We start from the raw sequence: 18,297 nt of genomic DNA, 5'->3' as shown, positions 1-18,297 counted from the left end.
ACCGGCAGGTGACGGATCCCCAGGAGTCGCACGCCTGTACGAACGGACGGTAGGGTGGGCGCGTGTCCGGTGCCGCCTACCAGCCGTCGATGCTCGACCTCGCCGTCGACGAGCCGTCCCTCGGCGCCCTCGCCGGCCTGCGCCGGCACCCGCTGAGCCGGGGCGCCTGGGTCGACCACCTCCCCGGCTGGGTGCTCGGCTCCGACCGGGTGCTGGAGGCGCTGCTCGCCGAGGTGCCCTGGCGGGCCGAGCGCCGCACCATGTACGACACCGAGGTCGACGTGCCCCGGCTGCTGTGCTGGTACGCCGCCCACCGGCCGCTGCCCCACCCGGTGCTCACGCGGGCCCGGGCGGCGCTGACCGCGCACTACGCGCCCGAGCTGGGCGAGCCGTTCGTGACCGCCGGGATGTGCCTGTACCGGGACGGCCGCGACAGCGTCGCCTGGCACGGGGACACTCTCGGTCGCTCCGCGCACACCGACACCATGGTGGCCATCGTCTCGTTCGGTTCGCCCCGGCCGCTGCTGCTGCGCCCGCGCGGCGGCGGGCCGAGCCTGCGCTTCCCGCTCGGCCACGGCGATCTCGTCGTGCTGGGCGGCTCCTGCCAGCGCACCTGGGAGCACGCGATCCCGAAGACGACCCGCGCGGTGGGCCCGCGGGTCAGTGTCCAGTTCCGTCCCGCCGGCGTCGCCTGAGCCCGGGGGCGGGCGGCGGTCGGCTCGCGGGGGCGGCGCGAGCGAGCGTCCGACGCGGCGGTGCGGCCGTTCGGGCCGGACCCCACAGCCGACAGCCGCCGCGGCGCGGAACCGCCGGGGGGTCAGCTCTCCGGAGTGGACTACAGCCAGTCGCCCGTCGTGTTACGGTCACTGCGCATCAGACCGTCCGTTTTGTCCGTTAGAGGAGCGTTCGTGCCTGCTGGACGCCTGACCGCCCGGCGGGCCGGTCGCGCCCTCGCCGACCTGCCGCGTCGGCACCTCGGACTGGTCCTGCTGCTGGCCGCAGGGCTCGCGCTGCGCGTCGCGATGATGGTCGCGTACCGGCCGGCGCTCTGGTTCCAGGGCGACTCGGGCGGATACATCCGCAGGTCGCAGCAGTGGCCCGAGCTGGAGCCCCGCTGGCCGTTCCCGTGGCTGATCAAGGCGTTCGAGTGGACCGGCACGCTCGCCTCGGTGGCGGCGGTGCAGCACCTCGCCGGGCTCGCCCTGGGCGTCGCGGCGTACCTGCTGCTGCGCCGGCTCGGGGTGGGGCCGTGGCTGGCCGCACTCGCCGCGGCGCCCCTGCTGCTCGACGCCACCCAGCTGACGCTGGAGCACTACCTGCTCACCGAGACCCTGTTCACCGCGGCGGTGGCCGTCGCCGCCCTGCTGCTGGTCCGGCGGGAACGGCCCGGCCCGGCGACCTGCCTCGGCGCCGGGGTGGCGGTCGCGCTCGGCATGGCCACCCGGCCGACCGGCATCGTCGCCGTCGCCCCGCTGCTGGTGTTCCTCGCGCTGCCGTGGCGCGGCTGGCCGCCGCCGGTGGCGTACCTGCTGGGCATCGTCGCGTTCTTCGGCGCGGTGTTCGTCGGCACCGGCACGGTCCGCGACGCGCTCGGCCTGGAGGGCGGGAAGTTCCTCTACGGCCGGACCGCGCAGATCGCCGACTGCGATCGGCTGGAGCTGCGCCCCGGCCTGCGCAAGCTCTGCCCGACGCAGCCGCTGGACCAGCGGCCCGAGCGGCCGGACTGGTTCATCTGGACCCGGGACAGCCCGATCCGCAACGCCGAGCGGCCCGCCGACCTCGACGAGTTCGCCCGGGAGGTGATCCGGCAACAGCCCGGCGACTACCTGGCGAAGGTGGCGTCCGACACCGCCCGGTACTTCTGGCCGACCCGGTTGGGCCCGGCGGAGGCGTGCCTGGCCAGCCTGTGGCGGCCGCGTCTCGCCCCGACCAACTGGGCGGCCGACTACGACTGCACGCCGCGCACCGCCGGCGCCGACTACCGGTGGCAGCCGACCCCGTCCCGGGACGTCGAGCCCAACGCCGCGAGCCGGATCATGCAGGCGTACGGCCGGTACGCCGTCACCCCGCCCCCCGTGCTGGCCGCGGCGACGCTGATCGCCCTGCTCGGGGCGGCGTGGCCGCGCCGGGGCGGGCTGCGGCTGAGCATGATCGCCCTGCTCTACGCGGCGATCGGCGCCGGGATCATGGTCTTCTCGGTCGCCACCTCGATGTTCGACCTCCGCTACGGGCTGCCCGCCCTGGCGTTCCTGCCGATCGCCGCGGCCGTCGGCTGGCAGCGGCTGCGGTCCGCCTGGACGGACCGGCCCCCGCCGGTCGACAGCGGATCGGAACGGCTCGCGCCCACCGCAGAAAGCAACGGGAAGCATGACGAAGCAACCGGAGATCGAGGTCACGGTGTTGTTGCCGTGCCTCAACGAGGCTGAGACGCTGGAGAGCTGCGTTCGCAAGGCGCTCCGCTCACTGGAGGAGTGCGGGGTCGTCGGCGAGGTCCTCGTCTCCGACAACGGCTCCACCGACGGGTCGCAGGCGCTCGCGGAGGCGGCCGGCGCCCGAGTGGTGCACGCCCCGATCCGCGGCTACGGCGGCGCCCTGCTGGGCGGCATCGAGCAGGCCCGCGGCCGGTACGTCATCATGGCCGACGCGGACGACTCGTACGCGCTGTCGGACCTCGGCCCGTTCGTCGAGGCGCTGCGCGCCGGCCACGACGTCGTGATGGGCAACCGGTTCCGGGGCGGGATCGCGCCCGGCGCGATGCCGCCGCTGCACCGGTACCTGGGCAACCCGGCGCTCAGCTGGCTCGGCCGGATGTTGTTCGGGCTGTCCCGGGTGCGGGACTTCCACTGCGGCATGCGCGGTTTCCACGCCGAGCGGATCCGCGCTCTCGGGCTGTGCATGCCCGGCATGGAGTTCGCCTCCGAGCTGGTGGTCCGTGCCGCGCTGGCCGGATACGACATCGTCGAGGTGCCCACCACCCTGTCGCCCGACGGCCGGTCCCGCCCGCCGCACCTGCGCACCTGGCGGGACGGGTGGCGACACCTGCGCCTCCTGCTCGTGTTCGCCCCGGGCAAGACCCTGGTCCGGCCAGGGGCCGCGCTGGCCCTCAGCGGGCTGGTCGGCGCGGGCGCGCTCACTCCCGGCCCGCTCAGTCTCGGGTCGGTCCGGCTCGACGTCAGCACGCTCGCCTACGCGTGCCTGATGGCGCTCGTCGGGATGCAGCTCGTCCTCTTCGGCGGCCTCGCCGAGATCTACGGCCGGCAGGAACGGCTGGTCCCGCAGCGCGCGTCGGACCGGTGGATCCGGCTGCTGCGGCTGGAGACCAGCGCCGCCGTCGGCCTGGCCCTGCTCACCCTCGGTGTCGCGGGCACCGTCGGCGCCGTGTCGTACTGGGGGCTGGACGGCTTCGGCGACCTGAACCCGAACGACACCCTCCGGGTGGTGCTGCCGTCGGCCACCGCCGTCGCGCTCGGCGTGGTGGTGCTCTTCTCCGGCCTGGTCGCCAGCCTGCTGACACTCCGCCCGGCGCACCCGTCCCCGGCGATCGTGCGACAGCCCCGCCCCGACGACCGGGACCGGGCGCTGACCGGCGGGTAAGCGGCCACGCCGCTCCGGGGCCGGCCGAGGGGCCCGCACGCCACCGTCGTCCGGCCCGCCGCGAACCAACCCGGCCCTGGTGCTAGAAACGACTCCCAGGGTCGATCACGCCCCCGTCACCTGGCACGACGACGCGAAGGGCGATCCACCTTGACCCAGAGCCCGACCGGGCCGCGCTCCCGCTGGTCCCCGTGGTCCCTGCACGGCGACGGCCGGTCCGTCCATCCCGGCGACGTGGTCCACCCCGACGAACGGCTCTCCTGGCCGCGCACCCTCGGGGTGGGCGTGCAGCACGTGGTGGCGATGTTCGGCGCCACGTTCACCGTGCCGCTGATCACCGGCTTCCCGCCGGCGACCACGCTGTTCTTCTCCGGCCTCGGCACCCTGCTGTTCCTGCTGGTCACCGGCAACCGGCTGCCGTCGTACCTCGGATCGTCGTTCGCGTTCATCGCGCCGGTGCTCGCCGCGAAGGCCGGCGGGGACATCGGTCCCGCGCTCGGCGGGATCGTGGTGGCCGGCGCGGCGCTGGCCCTGGTCGGCCTGGTCGTCCAGGTCGCCGGGGCCCGCTGGATCGACGCGCTGATGCCGCCGGTGGTCACCGGCGCGATCGTGGCGCTGATCGGGCTGAACCTCGCCCCGGTCGCCTGGGACGGCGGCGGCAGCGGCACCGGCGTCAGGGCCCAGCCGCTGATCGCCGTGGTGACCCTGCTGGCGATCCTGCTCGCCACGGTCGTGTTCCGGGGCTTCCTGGCCCGGCTGTCCATCCTGCTCGGCGTGGTGGTCGGCTGGGTGCTCGCCGCCGTGCTCGGCCAACTCGACCCGAAGGCGGTCGACGGGCTGCGCGAGGCGGACTGGGTGGGTCTGCCCCAGTTCCACGCGCCGCAGTTCAGCGTGCGGGCGGTCGTGCTGGTCATCCCGGTGATCCTGGTGCTCGTCGCGGAGAACGCCGGCCACGTCAAGGCGGTCGCCGCGATGACCGGCCGCAACCTGGACCGGGACATGGGGCGGGCCCTCCTCGGCGACGGCGTGGCCACCGTCCTGGCCGGCTCCGGCGGCGGCTCCGGCACCACCACGTACGCGGAGAACATCGGCGTGATGGCGGCGACCCGGGTCTACTCGACGGCCGCGTACTGGGTGGCCGGGGTGGCGGCGGTGCTGCTCGGGCTCAGCCCGAAGTTCGGCGCGCTGATCCTGACCGTGCCGGCCGGGGTGCTCGGCGGCGCGACCACCGCCCTGTACGGCCTCATCGCGATCCTCGGCGCGCGGATCTGGATCGAGAGCCGGGTGGACTTCCACGACCCGGTGAACCTGATGACCGCAGCCGTCGCGCTCATCGTCGGGGCGGCGAACTACACCCTGACGGCCGGCGACCTCTCCTTCAACGGCATCGCCCTGGGCACCGCCGCCGCCCTGGTGATCTACCACGGCATGCGCCTGGTCACCCACCTCCGCGGCACCTCACCGGATTCCCGCCGGGGCCCGGAACCCGAACTCTGACCGTCTCACGATCAAGAGGTTCGCGTCGCCGGGAAGCCCTCGGGCGACGCAAACCTCTTGATCGACACAGGGATCCGGGTCAGTCGCGCTCGATGAGGTGGCCGATCACCGTCGGGCCGAGCATGACCGCGAAGCCGGAGCCGTCGCGGCGGGGGTCGGCCGGCGGCAGCTCCACCGGCTCGCCGTTCTGCGTGCAGCCGACCGGCCGCAGGCCGACCCAGGCGACCACCAGGCCCGTCTCGCCCTTGAGGAACCGCTGCGCGCGCACCCCGCCGGTCGCCCGCCCCTTCGCCGGGTACGCCCCGAACGGCGTGACCTTGACCGTCGCGCCCGTCGAGGTGACCACCATCGGCTCGCCCTGCCCCGAGGCGTCGGTGCGGACCGCGCCGAAGAAGACGACCCGCTCCCCGGCCGGCAGGTTGATGCCGGCCATCCCGCCGCCCTTGACGCCCTGCGGCCGCACCAGGGACGCGTCGAAGCGCAGCAGCGACGCCTCGGACGAGACGAACGCCAGGGCCTCGCTCCCGTCGGTGAGCCAGGTCGCCCCGACCACCGCGTCGCCCTCGCGCAGGCCGATCACCTCGAACTCGTCCGAGCGGACCGGCCAGTCCGGGGCGCACACCTTCACCACGCCCTGCCGGGTGCCCAGAGCCAGCCCGGGCGAGCCCTCGGCCGTCGGGCCGAGCGGGGCCAGGCCGACCACCGTCTCGCCGGACTCCAGCGGCACCAGCTCGGCGGCGGACATGCCGCCGCGCAGCGACACCGTGCCGGCCTGCTCGGGCAGCACCGGCAGCGGCAGTACGTCGATCTTGAACGCCCGGCCGGCGCTGGTCACCAGCAGCACCCGGCCACGCGCGGTGGAGTGGACGACCGCGCGTACCGCGTCGTGCCGGACCCGGCCGTTGCGGCGGCGCCCCTCGGCGGTCTCCTCCGACTCGGCCGCGGTGCGGGCCACCAGGCCGGTGGCGGAGAGGATCACCTGGCACGGGTCGTCGGCCACCTCCAGCGGGCCGGCCGGCGCGGACGCGGCCAGCACCTCCTTGAGGTCGCCGTCGACCAGCGTGGTGCGCCGCGGCGCGCCGAACTGCTTCACCACCGAGGCCAGCTCGTCCGAGACGACCTTCCGCAGCACCTTCTCGTCGTCGAGGATCGTCGACAGCTGGGCGATCTCGGCGCGCAGCTGCTCCTGCTCGGCCTCCAGCTCCAGCCGGTCGTACTTGGTCAGCCGGCGCAGCGGGGTGTCCAGGATGTAGCCGGCCTGGATCTCGGAGAGCTTGAACCGGCGCATCAGGCCGTCCCTGGCGTCCTGGGCGTCCTCGCTGGCCCGGATCAGCTTGACCACCTTGTCGATGTCGAGCAGCGCGATCAGCAGGCCGTCGACCAGGTGCAGCCGCTCCTCGCGCTTGCGCCTCCGGTACGCGCTGCGCCGGGTCACCACCTCGTAGCGGTGCCGCAGGAAGACCTCCAGCAGCGCCTTCAGCCCGAGCGTCTGCGGCTGCCCGTCGACCAGGACCAGGTTGTTGACGCCGAAGGACTGCTCCAGCGGGGTGAGCCGGTAGAGGTCGGCCAGCAGCGCCTGCGGGTTGACGCCGACCTTGCACTCGACGACGAGCCGGGTGCCGTTCTCCCGGTCGGTGAGGTCCTTGACGTCGGCGATGCCGGTGAGCCGCTTGGTCTTGTTGACCTCGTTGGTGATCGCCGCGATGACCTTCTCCGCGCCGACGCCGTACGGCAGCTCCACGACCGTGATCGCCTGCCGGCCCCGGCTGCCCTCCAGCGGGCCGATCTCCACGCGGGCGCGCATCCGCACCACGCCGCGCCCGGTCTCGTAGGCCCGGCGCACCTCGTCGAGGCCGAGCAGCAGGCCGCCGGTGGGCAGGTCCGGGCCGGGCACGAACTCCATCAGCTTGTCGAGCGTGGCGTCCGGGTGGTTGATCAGCCAGCGGGCCGCCGAGACGACCTCGCCCAGGTTGTGCGGGATCATGTTGGTGGCCATCCCGACCGCGATCCCGGACGCGCCGTTGACCAGCAGGTTGGGGAAGGCGGCCGGCAGCACCGTCGGCTGGGTGAGCGAGCCGTCGTAGTTCGGCTCGACGTCGACGGTGTCCTCGCCCAGCTCGCCGACGAGCAGCATCGCCTCCCGGGACATCCGGGACTCGGTGTAGCGCGCGGCGGCCGGGCCGTCGTCCGGGCTGCCGAAGTTGCCGTGCCCGTCGATGAGCGGCACGTTGAGCGAGAAGTCCTGCGCGAGCCGGACCAGGGCGTCGTAGATGGCGGTGTCGCCGTGCGGGTGGTAGCGGCCCATCACGTCGCCGACCACGCGGGCCGACTTCACGTACGCCCGGTCGGGGCGGTAGCCCGACTCGTGCATCGAGTAGAGGATGCGCCGGTGCACGGGCTTGAGCCCGTCGCGGGCGTCGGGCAGGGCGCGGGAGTGGATGACCGAGAACGCGTACTCCAAGTAGGAGTCGGAGACCTCGGTGACCAGCGGGTTGTCGAAGACCCGGGCGCCGGCCTGGTCGAAGGCCGACAGCTCGACCTTCGCAACGGATTCCTTGCGGCGTGCCATCGTTCAGCGTCCTTCCCGGCGCGCGGCCAGCGCGGTCAGCGTGGTCAGCGTGGTCATGCGTCGATCGCCTCGCGGTCGACCCGGTCGGCGGAGTCGATCAGCCAGTTGCGGCGGGGCTCGACCTTCTCCCCCATCAGCAGCTCCAGGATCCGCTCGGCGGCCTCGACGTCGTCGAGGGTGATCCGGCGGACCGCCCGCGTGGCCGGGTTCATCGTGGTCTCCCACAGCTCGTCGGCGTCCATCTCGCCGAGGCCCTTGAACCGCGGGATCGGGGTGACGACCTGCTTGCCGGCCTTCTCCAGGCGGCGGACCGTCGACTCCATCTCCGCCTGCGTGTACGTGTAGACCGTCTGCGGATTGCGCCCCTTCGTCGTGATCTTGTGCAGGGGCGGCATCGCCGCGTAGAGCCGGCCGGCCTCGATGAGCGGGCGCATGTACCGGGCGAACAGCGTGATCAGCAGCGTACGGATGTGCGCGCCGTCGACGTCGGCGTCCGCCATGATCAGCACCCGGCCGTACCGCAGCGCGGACAGGTCGAAGGTGCGGCCGGAGCCGGCCCCGAGCACCTGGACGATCGCGGCGCATTCGGCATTGTCCAGCACCTGCTGGAGGGTCGCCTTCTGGACGTTGAGGATCTTGCCCCGGATCGGCAGCAGGGCCTGGTACTCCGACGAGCGGGCGAGCCGGCCCGTACCCAGGGCGCTGTCGCCCTCGACGATGAACAGCTCGCTGCGGTCGATGCCCGCCGAGCGGCAGTCGACGAGCTTGGCCGGCATGGCCGCGCCCTCCAGGGCGGTCTTGCGCCGGGCGGCGTCCTTCTGCTGCTTCTGGGTCAGCCGGACGCGGGCCGCGTCGACGATCTTCTGCAGCACCGTGCGCGCCTCGGCCTTGGTGCGGCGGTCCTCCAGCCACGCCTTGAGGTGCGCCTCGACCAGCCCCTGGAGCACCTTCGTGATGCCGGCCGTGGACAGCTCGTCCTTGGTCTGGGAGGTGAACTGCGGCTCCGGGATGCGCACGTGCACCACGGCCGTCATCCCCTCCAGGACGTCGTCCAGGGTGGGCGCGTCCTCCTTGGGGCGCAGCAGGCCCCGCGCGTTACGGGCCGCCTCGGCCAGCGTACGGGCCAGGGCCCGCTCGAAGCCCTTGCGGTGGGTGCCGCCGTGGGCGTTGCGGATGGTGTTGGTGAAGCACTCGACGGTGCGTTCGTAGCCGGTGCCCCAGCGGAACGCGATCTCGACCTCGGCCCGCCGCTGCACGTTGGACTGCATGACGCCGTTGGCGTCGGCGGCGTTCTCCCGGTAGGTGCCCTCGCCGGTGACGAGCAGGGTGCCGGAGACCGGCCGGTCGCCGGCCGGGGCCAGGAACTCCACCATGTCGGTCAGGCCGTCGGGGAAGTGGAAGGTCTCCTCGGCCGGCTCCTCGCCGGTCTCGTCGCGCAGCAGGTAGCGGACGCCGGGGACGAGGAACGCCGTGTTGCGCAGCTTGAGCCGGACGGCCTCGGCGTCCAGCGCGGCGCCGGTCTCGAAGTAGCGGGCGTCGTGCCAGTAGCGGATCGAGGTGCCCGTCCGCTCGCCGCGCTTCATCGCGCCCACGACCTGGAGGCCGGGACCGGCGGTGAAGGGGGCGTCCGGGCCGGGGCCGTCGAAGATTCCCGGTACGCCGTGCCGGAACGACATCGCGTGCACCTTGCCGCCCCGGCGGACCGTCACGTCGAAGCGCCGGGAGAGCGCGTTGACGGCGGACGCGCCGACGCCGTGCAGGCCGCCCGAGGTCTTGTATCCGGAGCCGCCGAACTTGCCGCCCGCGTGCAGCCGGGTGAGCACCAGCTCGACGCCCGAGATGCCCGACTTCGCGTGCACGTCGGTCGGGATGCCCCGGCCGTCGTCGTCGACCTGCACCGAGCCGTCGGCGTGCAGAATCACCGCGATCCGGGTGGCGTGACCCGCGACACCCTCGTCCGTCGAGTTGTCCAGGATCTCGTTGACGAGGTGACCCACGCCACGGCTGTCGGTGGAGCCGATGTACATACCGGGGCGCTTGCGGACGGCGTCCAGCCCCTCCAGGTGCGTCAGGTCGTCGGCCCCGTAGAGGGTCTCAGGCTGTGCGGTCAACTGGTCGTACTCCCAGGTCTCGGCGGTGTGGTGCCGCTCACCGGCGGCCGGGCCGGGGACGCGGGCGGCGCCCCGGGGCGCGCGATCACCTCGCGCGGCGCGCCGCAGCGAGCCTAACCGGCAGGTGGGACAGGACGTCGGCGCCCCGCAGTCAGGGCCGCGCATCGCTGGCGGGAGCGGGCCGCCGGGGCGGCCGGAGGGCGCGTACGGAAGGCGTCAACGCCGCCGGGCCGCCGATTCATCCCGACCGCCGTGGCCGGGCGGCGGGCCTCCCGAACCGGGGGGGTGTGCGAGGGGTGACCTCTCGACGACAAGGTGCCCTTCCCCTCCCGCCGGTTAGCCGGCGGAGCCGAGGGTACGGACGGATGGGTGCCCCGCGCCTGATGGAGGAGGAGAAGCATGCGGATCGGGATGATCTCAGTACACCCCAGTCCCCTCGCGGTGGGAGGCGGGGACGACGCCGCCGCGCGCGGCACCCACCTGGCGGACCTGGCGGCGGCGCTGGCCGGCGCGGGCCACGACGTGCGGGTCTACACCCGCCGGGACTCCCCCGCGCTGCCGGAGACGGTGTCCACGGCGGACGGCTACCAGGTGGTGCACGTGCCCGCCGGCCCACCGGACCAGGTGCCGGTGGACCAACTGCTGCCCCACCTCGGCGAGTTCGGCCGGTGGCTGGCCGGTCAGTGGCGCGACGGGGTGTGGCTGCCCGACGTGGCGCACGCCCACTACTGGACGGGCGGGCTGGCCGGCGTACACGCCGGCCGCCGCGCGGGGGTGCCGGTGGTGCTGACGTACCACGGGCTGGGCGCGGTGCGGCGGCGGCACCACGGCGGCCGGGACGCCGGCCCGCCGGGCCGGGTCGGCTACGAGCGCGCGTTGGGCCGGGCCGTGGACCGGGTGGTCGCGCAGTGCCAGGACGAGGTGGGTGAGCTGGTGCGCCTCGGCGTGCCCCGGTCCCGGATGGCGCTGGTCCCGGGCGGGGTGGACGAGCGGATCTTCCGCCCGGACGGCCCGGCCGTCCCGCGCGATCCGGACCGCCCCAGGCTCCTGACGGTCGGCCGGATGGTGGAGCGCAAGGGCTTCGCGGACGTGATCCGGGCGCTGCCCGCCGTGCCGGACGCCGAGTGCGTGGTCGTCGGCGGCCCGCCGGCCGCGCGGCTGCCCGCCGACGCGTTCGCCCGCCGGCTCGACGCGCTCGCCCGGTCGTGCGGCGTCGCCGACCGGGTACGGCTGGTCGGCGCGGTGGCGCGCGAGGAGATGCCGGCCTGGTACCGCTCCGCCGACCTGCTGGTCGCCGCCCCCTGGTACGAGCCGTTCGGCCTGGCCCCCCTGGAGTCGATGGCGTGCGGGGTGCCGGTGGTCGGCACGAACGTCGGCGGCATCGCCGACACCGTCGTCGACGGCCTCACCGGCGACCTCGTCCCGCCGCGCGACCCGCGGGCGCTGGGCACCGCGATCCGCCGCCTGCTCGGCGACAACGTCCGTCGCTTCGCGTACGCCACGGCGGCGCTGGACCGGATCCGCAGCCGGTACTCCTGGAAGCGTTGCGCGGAGCAGCTCGGCGCCGTTTACGGGGCGGTCGCGGGCGTCGCCCGGCCCGTACCCGCCGTGGCCTGACCGGGCGGGCCGACATTCCGGTCTCCTCCCGCTCGTCGTTCCGACCGTGGCCTACCCGCACGGGCCCGGTCGACTCCTGCCCGGACCCGACGACCACTCGCGGGAAGCCCCGCGGTGCGACGCGTACTCACGCGTACGGCGGGTATGCGGCACCGCCCGTACGGTGGAAGGGGATCAGATGTCCGAAACGCACACGGCACTGCGTTCGATGCACGACCTCGGGCTGGCCGCCTGGTTCGGCGGCTCGCTGATGGGGGCGCTGGGCGTCAACAGCGCGGCGACCAAGGTCAACGACCCGTCCCAACGGCTTCCGGTCGCCTCGGCCGGCTGGGCCCGGTGGACCCCGGTCAACGCCGCCGCGATCGGCGCCCATCTGACGGGCGCGGTCGGCGAGCTGGTCACGGAGAGCCCCCGGATGGCCGTCCAGCGCGGGGTGGGCCGGGCCAGCACGCTGAAGACCGGCCTGACGCTCGGCGCGCTCGCGGTCACCGGGTACAGCCGGCTGCTCGGGATGCGGCTGGAGAAGGCGGGCGGACCGCCGGTCGATGGGACGACGGAACCGAACTCCCACACCCCGGCGAACGTCGCCTCCTGCCAGCGGCAGATGAAGCTGCTCCAGTGGGCCGTACCGGTGCTCACCGGCGCGCTGGTCGTGGTGACCGCGTACATGGGCGAGCAGCAGAAGCCCGGCCGGGTGTTCCGGGGGATGCTGGCCCGGGTGGGCATGCTGGGCGGCGCGCCGAGGACCATGGGCAAGATGGCGGCGATCAGCATGGCGACGCGCCGCATGGCCATGAGGGGCGGCCCGTCCAGCATGCCGAAGACCATGGGAAAGGTGGCGGCGCTCGGCATGGCCAAGCGCCGGATGGCCGGGTCCGGCCGCTGACCGCCGGGCCGCTCATGCCCCGGTTCGGGGCATGAGCGGCGCCGGGGCGGGCAACCAGCACCGGTACGGCAGACCCGACCAGCGAGGTGGCCATGACGAGCAGGGACGGATCGACCAGCGGCGGGATCACGCCCGGGCCCCAGGCCCCCGGCCCGTACGGCACCAGCGGAGACGACTTCGACGCCGGTCCGCCGTGGGGCGCCGGCGAGGACTCGCCGATGGACGAGGGCAGCGAGCAGACCGCCGTGGCGCCCGGTGGCCGGGGCGACCAGCGGGCCGGCGAGCCGTCGGCGCCGACCCCACCGGCGGGGCGGCACGGCTTCGGCACGGTCGAGCCCTCGCGGGTGCCGGAGGCCGGCCCCGGAGCGCCGCCCGACCCCGCGCCGGCCCGGCGGAGCTTCCCGACCGAGGACGCGGACGGCGACCTGCCCGACAACGCCCTGGAGGAGGCGACCCGGATGCGCCCCGAGGGTGTGAGCCGCGACGACTCGGGCCGGTGACGCGGCCGCGGACGTTTGCCGGCCGGCGACCGGGGCACGAGGATGCCATGCCCGGTCACCGTCGGCTCCTCCTCGACGACACCCTCCCGCTGGCCCTGCGGGGGTACGCCTGGCTGCCCGACCGGCTGCGCCGCTCCGGCGGCGACGTGCTGGTCACCCGGCTGTTCGGCCTGCGGACGGTCGCGCTGCGCGGCCCGGAGGCCGCCCGCTTCTTCTACGACGAGCGGCACGTCCGCCGGCACGGGGCGATCCCCGAGCCGGTGCGCGGCACGCTGTTCGGGCAGGGCGCGGTCGTGGTCGAGGTCGGCCACCCGGCCTGACGGGTGCCGGCGACCGCGAGCCGGATCAGGGGCGGCCGGCCGACCCTGCCGCCGCGCCGACCGGGGCGCCCCGCTCGGCGAGGATGCCGGCGAGGCGGGCGGCGTCCCGCTGCGCCTGGTCGCCGCAGCAGTTGTTGAACAGCACGTGCAGCTCGGCGGAGCGTCCGGCCAGCTCGACCAGCAGCTGCGCCCAGTGCCGCAGCTCCCGTTCGCCGTAGGCGTACCGGAAACGGTCCTGCTTGTCCCCGCTCTCCCAGGCGTCGCTGTGGCCGTGGAACCGGACCACGGCGAGGCCGGCGGTGGCCACCGGGATCGGCGGTACCGACGACGCGAACCCCTGCGGCATGTCCACGCAGACGTAGGAGAGCCCGTGCTCGCGCAGGAGCGCCAGCGTGCGCAGGGCGGTGTCGCCGGCGAACCAGGAGCCGTGCCGCAGTTCCACGGCCACCCGCCACGGCCGCAGCCGGCGCGCCAGTTCGACGATGCGCCGCTCGGCGGCGGCGCCGCGTGCCAGCCACGGCGGGAACTGCAGCAACACGGCGCCGAGCCGGCCGGCCGCCGCGATCGGCGCCAGCGCCGCCCGGAACCGGTCCCACAGCTCGTCGTACGCCCCGGCGGGCAGGTCCCGCCACCGGATCCGGTCCGGGCCGGCGGCCGGCCGCAGGTCCTTGGGCAGCGCGGCCACCGGGGTGGGGTGGCCGGTGAAGAGGCTGAACGCCTTGACGTCGAAGGTGAAACCGGGCGGGGTGGCGTCGACCCACCCCGCGGTCGTCTCCGGCGCCGGCACGGCGTAGTACGAGGTGTCGACCTCGACCAGCCCGAACCGCTCCGCGTAGTAGCCGAGCCGGCCGGCGGGGGTGTTGACCGCCCGGGGGTACCAGCCGGAGGAGAGCAGCATCCGATCGGCCCAGGAGGCCGTTCCCACCCGAATCACACCCATGTGATTCAGTGGACCGCGCCCCGGCCGGATCGGCAACCGGAGCGCCCGCCGGCCGTCCGCGACGGTGGAGAGTGGCCGGCGTTGTCGGTGCCCCCTCCTATCCTGGCCGCGACTCACGACGAAGGGCGGGCGCCATGACCAGCACGACTGTTCTCACCGGCGAGCGGGGCGACCTGCTGCAGACCCTGCGCGAGCAGCGCGGGTTCCTCCGGCAGACCGTCGACGGCCTCACCGACGAGCAGGCCGCCCTGCGCAGCACGGTCAGCGAGCTGTGCCTCGGCGGCCTGATCAAGCACGTCACGATCGTGGAGCAGCGGTGGATGCGGTTCGCGGTGGGCGGCGCGGAGGCGATGGAGGCGGAGCCGGTCGACTGGGCCGGCATGTTCCGGATGACCGAGGGCGAGACGCTGGCCGGCCTCCTCGACGAGTACGCGCGGGTCGCCGCCGCGGCCGACGAGCTGGTCGCCACGCTCGACCTGGACGCGTCCCACCCGCTGCCGGTCGCGCCGTGGTTCGAGCCGGGGGCGAGCTGGTCGGTGCGGCGGGTGCTGCTGCACGTGATCGCCGAGACCTCCCAGCACGCCGGGCACGCCGACATCCTGCGCGAGGCGATCGACGGCGCGAAGACGATGGGCTGACGCGGGCGTTTCACCGGGCCGCGCGGCCCGCCCGGCCCGCGCGTTCCCCCTGCGGGCGGTTTCCGATGTGACGTCGTGACGGACGGCGGCGCTGAGGGACACGAGATGAACGCACAGCGGATGGACCAGGAGGCCGTCGAGCGCCTGCTCGCCGGTCGCGCCGTCGATTCAGGCAACGGCGCGGGCGCGCTCCTCCGGCTGCTGGCCGCCCTGCGCGCCGCCGCCCGTCCCGCGGAGCTGCGCGGCGAGAGCGCCGCGCTCGACGCCTACCGGGCCGCCCGCGAGCGATCGCCCGCGCCGCCCGCGACCCACGCCGGTCGGCGTACGCCGGCCGCCCCGGTGCCGTCGGTGCGCCCGTCGCGGCCGGCAGTCGCCCCGCTGTCGTTCGCCCCGGCGGGACCCGTCGCGGCGGACGCGCCGCTGCTCGGCCGGTCCGGCCCGGCGGCATAGCGCGGCGCGGCCCGGCACCCGCTGTCGGCTCAGCGCAGGCTGACGCGGCGGCCCCGGTCGGCCAGCGCGTGGTCCCGCCCGTAGGCGTCCGCACGTCCCCAGCGGCCCGGCACGCCGAGCAGCTCGATCCGCCCGAACCCGCGCGGCAGCGCCGGGTCGACCAGCAGGTTGTCCCCGCACGGCCCCAGCCCGAGCATCGTCGACAGCAGCATCAGCAGCGCCCCCGACGACCAGGACTGCGGCCGGCCGGCGTTCGGCAGCCGCACCGGGTAGCCGGTCAGGTCCCGGTCGTACCCGGCGATCATCTCCGGCGTCGGGGTGCCCATCGCCTCCACCACGCCGTAGATGCCGGCGGCGATCCGGGCCGCCGCCTCGTCGTAGCCGTAGCGGCGGAGCCCGGCCGCGATGATGGCGTTGTCCGACGGCCAGACCGCGCCGACGTGCGCACCGACCGGGTTGTACGGCCGCTGCCCCTTGGCCAGGGTGCGCACCCCCCAGCCGGAGAACAGCCTCGGCCCCATCAGGTGCTCCGCCACCGCCGCCGCGCGGTCCGCCGGGACGATGTGGCTCCACAACAGGTGGCCCATGTTGGAGGCCAGCGCGTCGACCGGCTCCCCGTCGGGGGTGAGGGCGAGGGCGTAGTAGCCCCGGTCCGGCAGCCAGAAGTCCCGGTTGAACCGTTCCTTCAGCTCCGCGGCGTCCCGTTCCAGCCGGTCGGCGTACGCCGCGTCGCCCAAGAACTGGCGGGCCAGCCGCGCGCCGCGCAGCTTCGCGTCGTACACGTAGCCCTGCAGCTCGCAGGTGGCCCGGGGCGCGTCCGGCACCCGGCCGTGCCGGTCGACGATCGCGCCCGGCGAGTTCTTCCAGCACTGGTTCTCCACGCCGCTGGGGCTGCGGCGCAGGTAGCGCAGGTAGCCGTCGCCGGTCAGGTCGCCGTACCGGTCGATCCAGTCCAGCGCCATCCGGGCCGGATGGCGCAGCTCGTGCACCAGCGCGGAGTCGCCGGACCAGCGCTCGTACTCGTCGAGCAGGATCACGAAGAGCGGCGTGGTGTCGGCCGCGCCGAAGTACACCGAGCCCGCCAGCTCGCCGAAGACGGCCGTCTCGCCGTACCGCGACTCGGCCAGGATCTTGCCCGGCTCCTCGTCGTGGTGGTCGTCGAGCTGGCCGCCCTGCACGTACGCCAGCGTCCGCAGGGTGGCCGCGGCCACGTCGGGGGTGAACGGCAGCGTCTCCAGGCAGGTGATCAGGGCGTCCCGGCCGTACAACGTCATCGCCCACGGCATCCCACCGATGGGCAACCGCTCGCTGTGGGCCAGCGGCGCGTACTGCAGCGCGAGGAGGTTGACCAGGGCCGCGTCGTACGCGTCGGCCAGGACGTCGTGCTCGGCGATCAACCGAGGGGCGGACTCCCGCCAGCGCCGCAGGTCGTCCCGCATGTCCCGCAGGTCCGGCTCGCGGTGCGCGGTCACGCTCTCCCGCAGGTCCCGGCCGCCGGCTCCCCGGACGAGCGTCCGGACGTGCAGGTCGGTCGACCAGGATCCGTTCGGCGGTAGCTCGATCCGGAACGTCATCCCAGCCGCGTCCACCTCGACGGGGGCGGTGGACGACACGATCGTCTCCCGGGCGAAGCGGCCGCGCTGGTAGCACAGCCGCAGCTCCCGCTCGTCGGACAGCGGGGTGACCTGGACGTTCCGCGGCCTGGGCCGCTGGATCTCGGCGGTGTCGGCGAAGTCGGAGGCGATCTCCAACCGCACGGTCAGCCGGGCCGGCTCGGTGGCGTGGTTGAGCACGGTGACCTGCTCGTACAGGCTCTCGGAGATGGCGCGGTACCGGATCACCGACACGTCCGCGTCGACGTAGTGGCTGGCGGCCCCGGGCACCAGCACGAACTTGGCCTCGAAGTAGGTCGTCTCGTCGCGCGACAGGGAGTTGAGCCGCTGCCCGTCCACGGTCAGCACCCAGCGGGACAGGAACCGCGTGTCGAACGAGAAGAGACCCACCAGCGTGAGCGGGTCGGGCGTCATGTCGCCCTGCGCGTCGCTGACCGCGAACGTGTTGCCGGCCATCACGTGGACCGTCTCCTGCTTCACCGCCGATCACCGCCCCACGCCCCCGCGCCCCTGGTCAGCTCGAGGGCGGCCTGGCGGGGATGGCGGGCGTCCGGCGGCCCCGGGAACAGCCGCCGCAGGGTCATCAGCAGCCGCAGGTTCCCCTGCGCCTGGATGTCGTTGCGCAGCAGCGCGGAGAAGATGTGGGCCCGCCCGGCGGCGAGCCGGTCGAACGACTCCCGGTCCCCGGCGACGACCAGTTCGGCCGCCGCCGCCGAGCGGGTCACCTCGACCCGCTGGTCGCGGATGGTGAGGTACCAGTGGTCCGTGCTGCCGTCGTCACGGAGGTCCAGCCGGACGGTGCCGCTGGTGTTCTCCGGCAGGTCGTCCTTCCGGCCCGGGACGTGACCGGCCAGGTAGTCCGCCGCCGATACCGCCATGTCCCGCCTCCTCCGCGCGTGCCCCTCGGTCCCCGCAGCGTTCCCGGGGTCCGGGTGGGCCGGGCTCACCCGGACCGGGTGAAATCCGGGTACGAGGGCGGGCCGGCGCGCTTTCAGGCCGCGCCGAGCAGGCCGCGCGCGTACGCGGCCTGGCCGGCGTGCTGCAGGTCGTCCTCGGCCACGCTGACCAGCCGCACCCCCAGCGTCACCGGCGGGTCCCACGCCTCGTCGACGATCCGGTCCAGGTCCGCCGGCCGCAGCCCGGCCAGGAACGCGCGGGTACGCTCCGCGACCGCGTCGTAGTAGTCGACCAGCGCCTCGGCGCTCTCCGGCCGCACCGCGGCCACCCGCTCCCGGTCGTGCCCGTACCCGGTGTCGTCCGGGTCGGCGGGCAGCCCGAAGCGGCCCGCCCGGTCGCCGATGACCCAGACCTGCTCGGCGCCCAGCAGGTCGGCGACGTGCTGGTCCTGGATCCGGGTCAGGTGCCACACCAGCCAGCCCACCGGGTTCGCCCCGGGCAGCGGCGGGCGGCACAGCTGCTCCGGCGACAGCCCCTCGACGGCCGCCCGCACCAGCCCGGGCAGCCGGCCGTAGGTCTCGGTCAGCACGTCGTGCACGTCCACGCGGTCCTCCCTGGCGTCGCTCTCCCCGCCGCAGTACCGCAGGGCCGACCGGGCAAACCTC

General features: G+C 74.6%; 16 protein-coding genes. 10 read left to right on the top strand and 6 right to left on the bottom strand.

All coding sequences use genetic code 11. The features are described 5' to 3' along the window. Positions 1–89 precede the first annotated feature (89 nt). The 4 genes from JD77_RS21090 (at position 90) to JD77_RS21075 (ending at position 5,091) form a co-directional block, all read left to right on the top strand. Positions 90–695 (top strand): alpha-ketoglutarate-dependent dioxygenase AlkB, encoded by a 606-nt coding sequence (locus tag JD77_RS21090; protein ID WP_145777704.1) that lies wholly within the window; start codon positions 90–92, stop codon positions 693–695. 213 nt (positions 696–908) lie between these two features. Further along, complete coding sequence (locus tag JD77_RS21085; RefSeq protein ID WP_145775845.1) at positions 909–2,426, top strand: glycosyltransferase family 39 protein; 1,518 nt, start codon at positions 909–911, stop codon at positions 2,424–2,426. Next, a complete protein-coding gene (locus tag JD77_RS21080; protein ID WP_145775844.1) occupies positions 2,368–3,594 on the top strand; it encodes a glycosyltransferase family 2 protein in 1,227 nt (408 codons plus the stop codon). The genes JD77_RS21085 and JD77_RS21080 overlap by 59 nt, the downstream gene beginning before the upstream one ends. Positions 3,595–3,744: 150 nt before the next feature. Next, complete coding sequence (locus tag JD77_RS21075) at positions 3,745–5,091, top strand: uracil-xanthine permease family protein (protein ID WP_145775843.1); 1,347 nt, start codon at positions 3,745–3,747, stop codon at positions 5,089–5,091. A 79-nt stretch (positions 5,092–5,170) separates the two neighbouring features. Here JD77_RS21075 and JD77_RS21070 read toward each other — a convergent pair whose 3' ends face one another. Then, a complete protein-coding gene (locus JD77_RS21070; protein WP_145775842.1) occupies positions 5,171–7,660 on the bottom strand; it encodes a DNA gyrase/topoisomerase IV subunit A in 2,490 nt (829 codons plus the stop codon). Positions 7,661–7,713: 53 nt separating this feature from the next. After that, positions 7,714–9,771 carry a DNA gyrase/topoisomerase IV subunit B gene (locus tag JD77_RS21065; RefSeq protein ID WP_145775841.1) on the bottom strand — a complete coding sequence of 686 codons (2,058 nt, stop codon included), beginning with the start codon at positions 9,769–9,771 and terminating at the stop codon, positions 7,714–7,716. A 399-nt stretch (positions 9,772–10,170) separates the two neighbouring features. On the opposite strand from JD77_RS21065, the gene JD77_RS21060 reads away from it, so the two are divergent. From JD77_RS21060 to JD77_RS21045, 4 genes are all read left to right on the top strand, one after another. Further along, positions 10,171–11,388: a glycosyltransferase gene (locus tag JD77_RS21060; protein WP_145775840.1), complete on the top strand. Its 1,218-nt coding sequence runs from the start codon at positions 10,171–10,173 to the stop codon at positions 11,386–11,388. 178 nt (positions 11,389–11,566) lie between these two features. Next, positions 11,567–12,274, top strand: a complete 708-nt coding sequence (locus JD77_RS21055; RefSeq protein ID WP_246140812.1) for a hypothetical protein — start codon at positions 11,567–11,569, stop codon at positions 12,272–12,274. Positions 12,275–12,366: 92 nt separating this feature from the next. Then, the gene (locus JD77_RS21050) at positions 12,367–12,774 is read left to right on the top strand and encodes a hypothetical protein (protein WP_145775839.1); all 408 of its coding nucleotides are present in this window, start codon (positions 12,367–12,369) and stop codon (positions 12,772–12,774) included. A gap of 47 nt (positions 12,775–12,821) precedes the next feature. Further along, the gene (locus JD77_RS21045; protein WP_211372619.1) at positions 12,822–13,094 is read left to right on the top strand and encodes a hypothetical protein; all 273 of its coding nucleotides are present in this window, start codon (positions 12,822–12,824) and stop codon (positions 13,092–13,094) included. A 25-nt stretch (positions 13,095–13,119) separates the two neighbouring features. On the opposite strand, the gene JD77_RS21040 is transcribed toward JD77_RS21045, so the two are convergent. Further along, positions 13,120–14,034, bottom strand: a complete 915-nt coding sequence (locus JD77_RS21040) for a DUF72 domain-containing protein (protein WP_145775838.1) — start codon at positions 14,032–14,034, stop codon at positions 13,120–13,122. A gap of 134 nt (positions 14,035–14,168) precedes the next feature. Here JD77_RS21040 and JD77_RS21035 point away from each other — a divergent pair, with 134 nt between their 5' ends. Together JD77_RS21035 and JD77_RS21030 are read left to right on the top strand one after the other, a co-directional pair. After that, entirely contained in the window at positions 14,169–14,672 is a 504-nt protein-coding gene (locus JD77_RS21035; RefSeq protein WP_145775837.1) for a DinB family protein, read from the top strand. A gap of 105 nt (positions 14,673–14,777) precedes the next feature. Then, positions 14,778–15,122 carry a hypothetical protein gene (locus JD77_RS21030; RefSeq protein ID WP_145775836.1) on the top strand — a complete coding sequence of 115 codons (345 nt, stop codon included), beginning with the start codon at positions 14,778–14,780 and terminating at the stop codon, positions 15,120–15,122. A gap of 29 nt (positions 15,123–15,151) precedes the next feature. Here JD77_RS21030 and JD77_RS21025 read toward each other — a convergent pair whose 3' ends face one another. The 3 genes from JD77_RS21025 to JD77_RS21015 form a co-directional block, all read right to left on the bottom strand. After that, positions 15,152–17,215, bottom strand: a complete 2,064-nt coding sequence (locus tag JD77_RS21025; RefSeq protein WP_145775835.1) for an amylo-alpha-1,6-glucosidase — start codon at positions 17,213–17,215, stop codon at positions 15,152–15,154. Beyond that, complete coding sequence (locus JD77_RS21020) at positions 17,212–17,613, bottom strand: SCP2 sterol-binding domain-containing protein (RefSeq protein WP_145775834.1); 402 nt, start codon at positions 17,611–17,613, stop codon at positions 17,212–17,214. Before JD77_RS21020 ends, JD77_RS21025 begins: the two co-directional genes overlap by 4 nt. A 113-nt stretch (positions 17,614–17,726) precedes the next feature. Next, entirely contained in the window at positions 17,727–18,236 is a 510-nt protein-coding gene (locus tag JD77_RS21015) for a mycothiol transferase (protein WP_145775833.1), read from the bottom strand. Positions 18,237–18,297: the final 61 nt, after the last annotated feature.

Origin of the sequence: Micromonospora olivasterospora (genome assembly GCF_007830265.1) — a bacterium.
Classification (GTDB): Bacteria; Actinomycetota; Actinomycetes; order Mycobacteriales; family Micromonosporaceae; genus Micromonospora; species Micromonospora olivasterospora.
The sequence above is the reverse complement of the archived record's forward strand: the minus strand, read 5'-3'. Positions and strand labels throughout refer to the sequence as shown.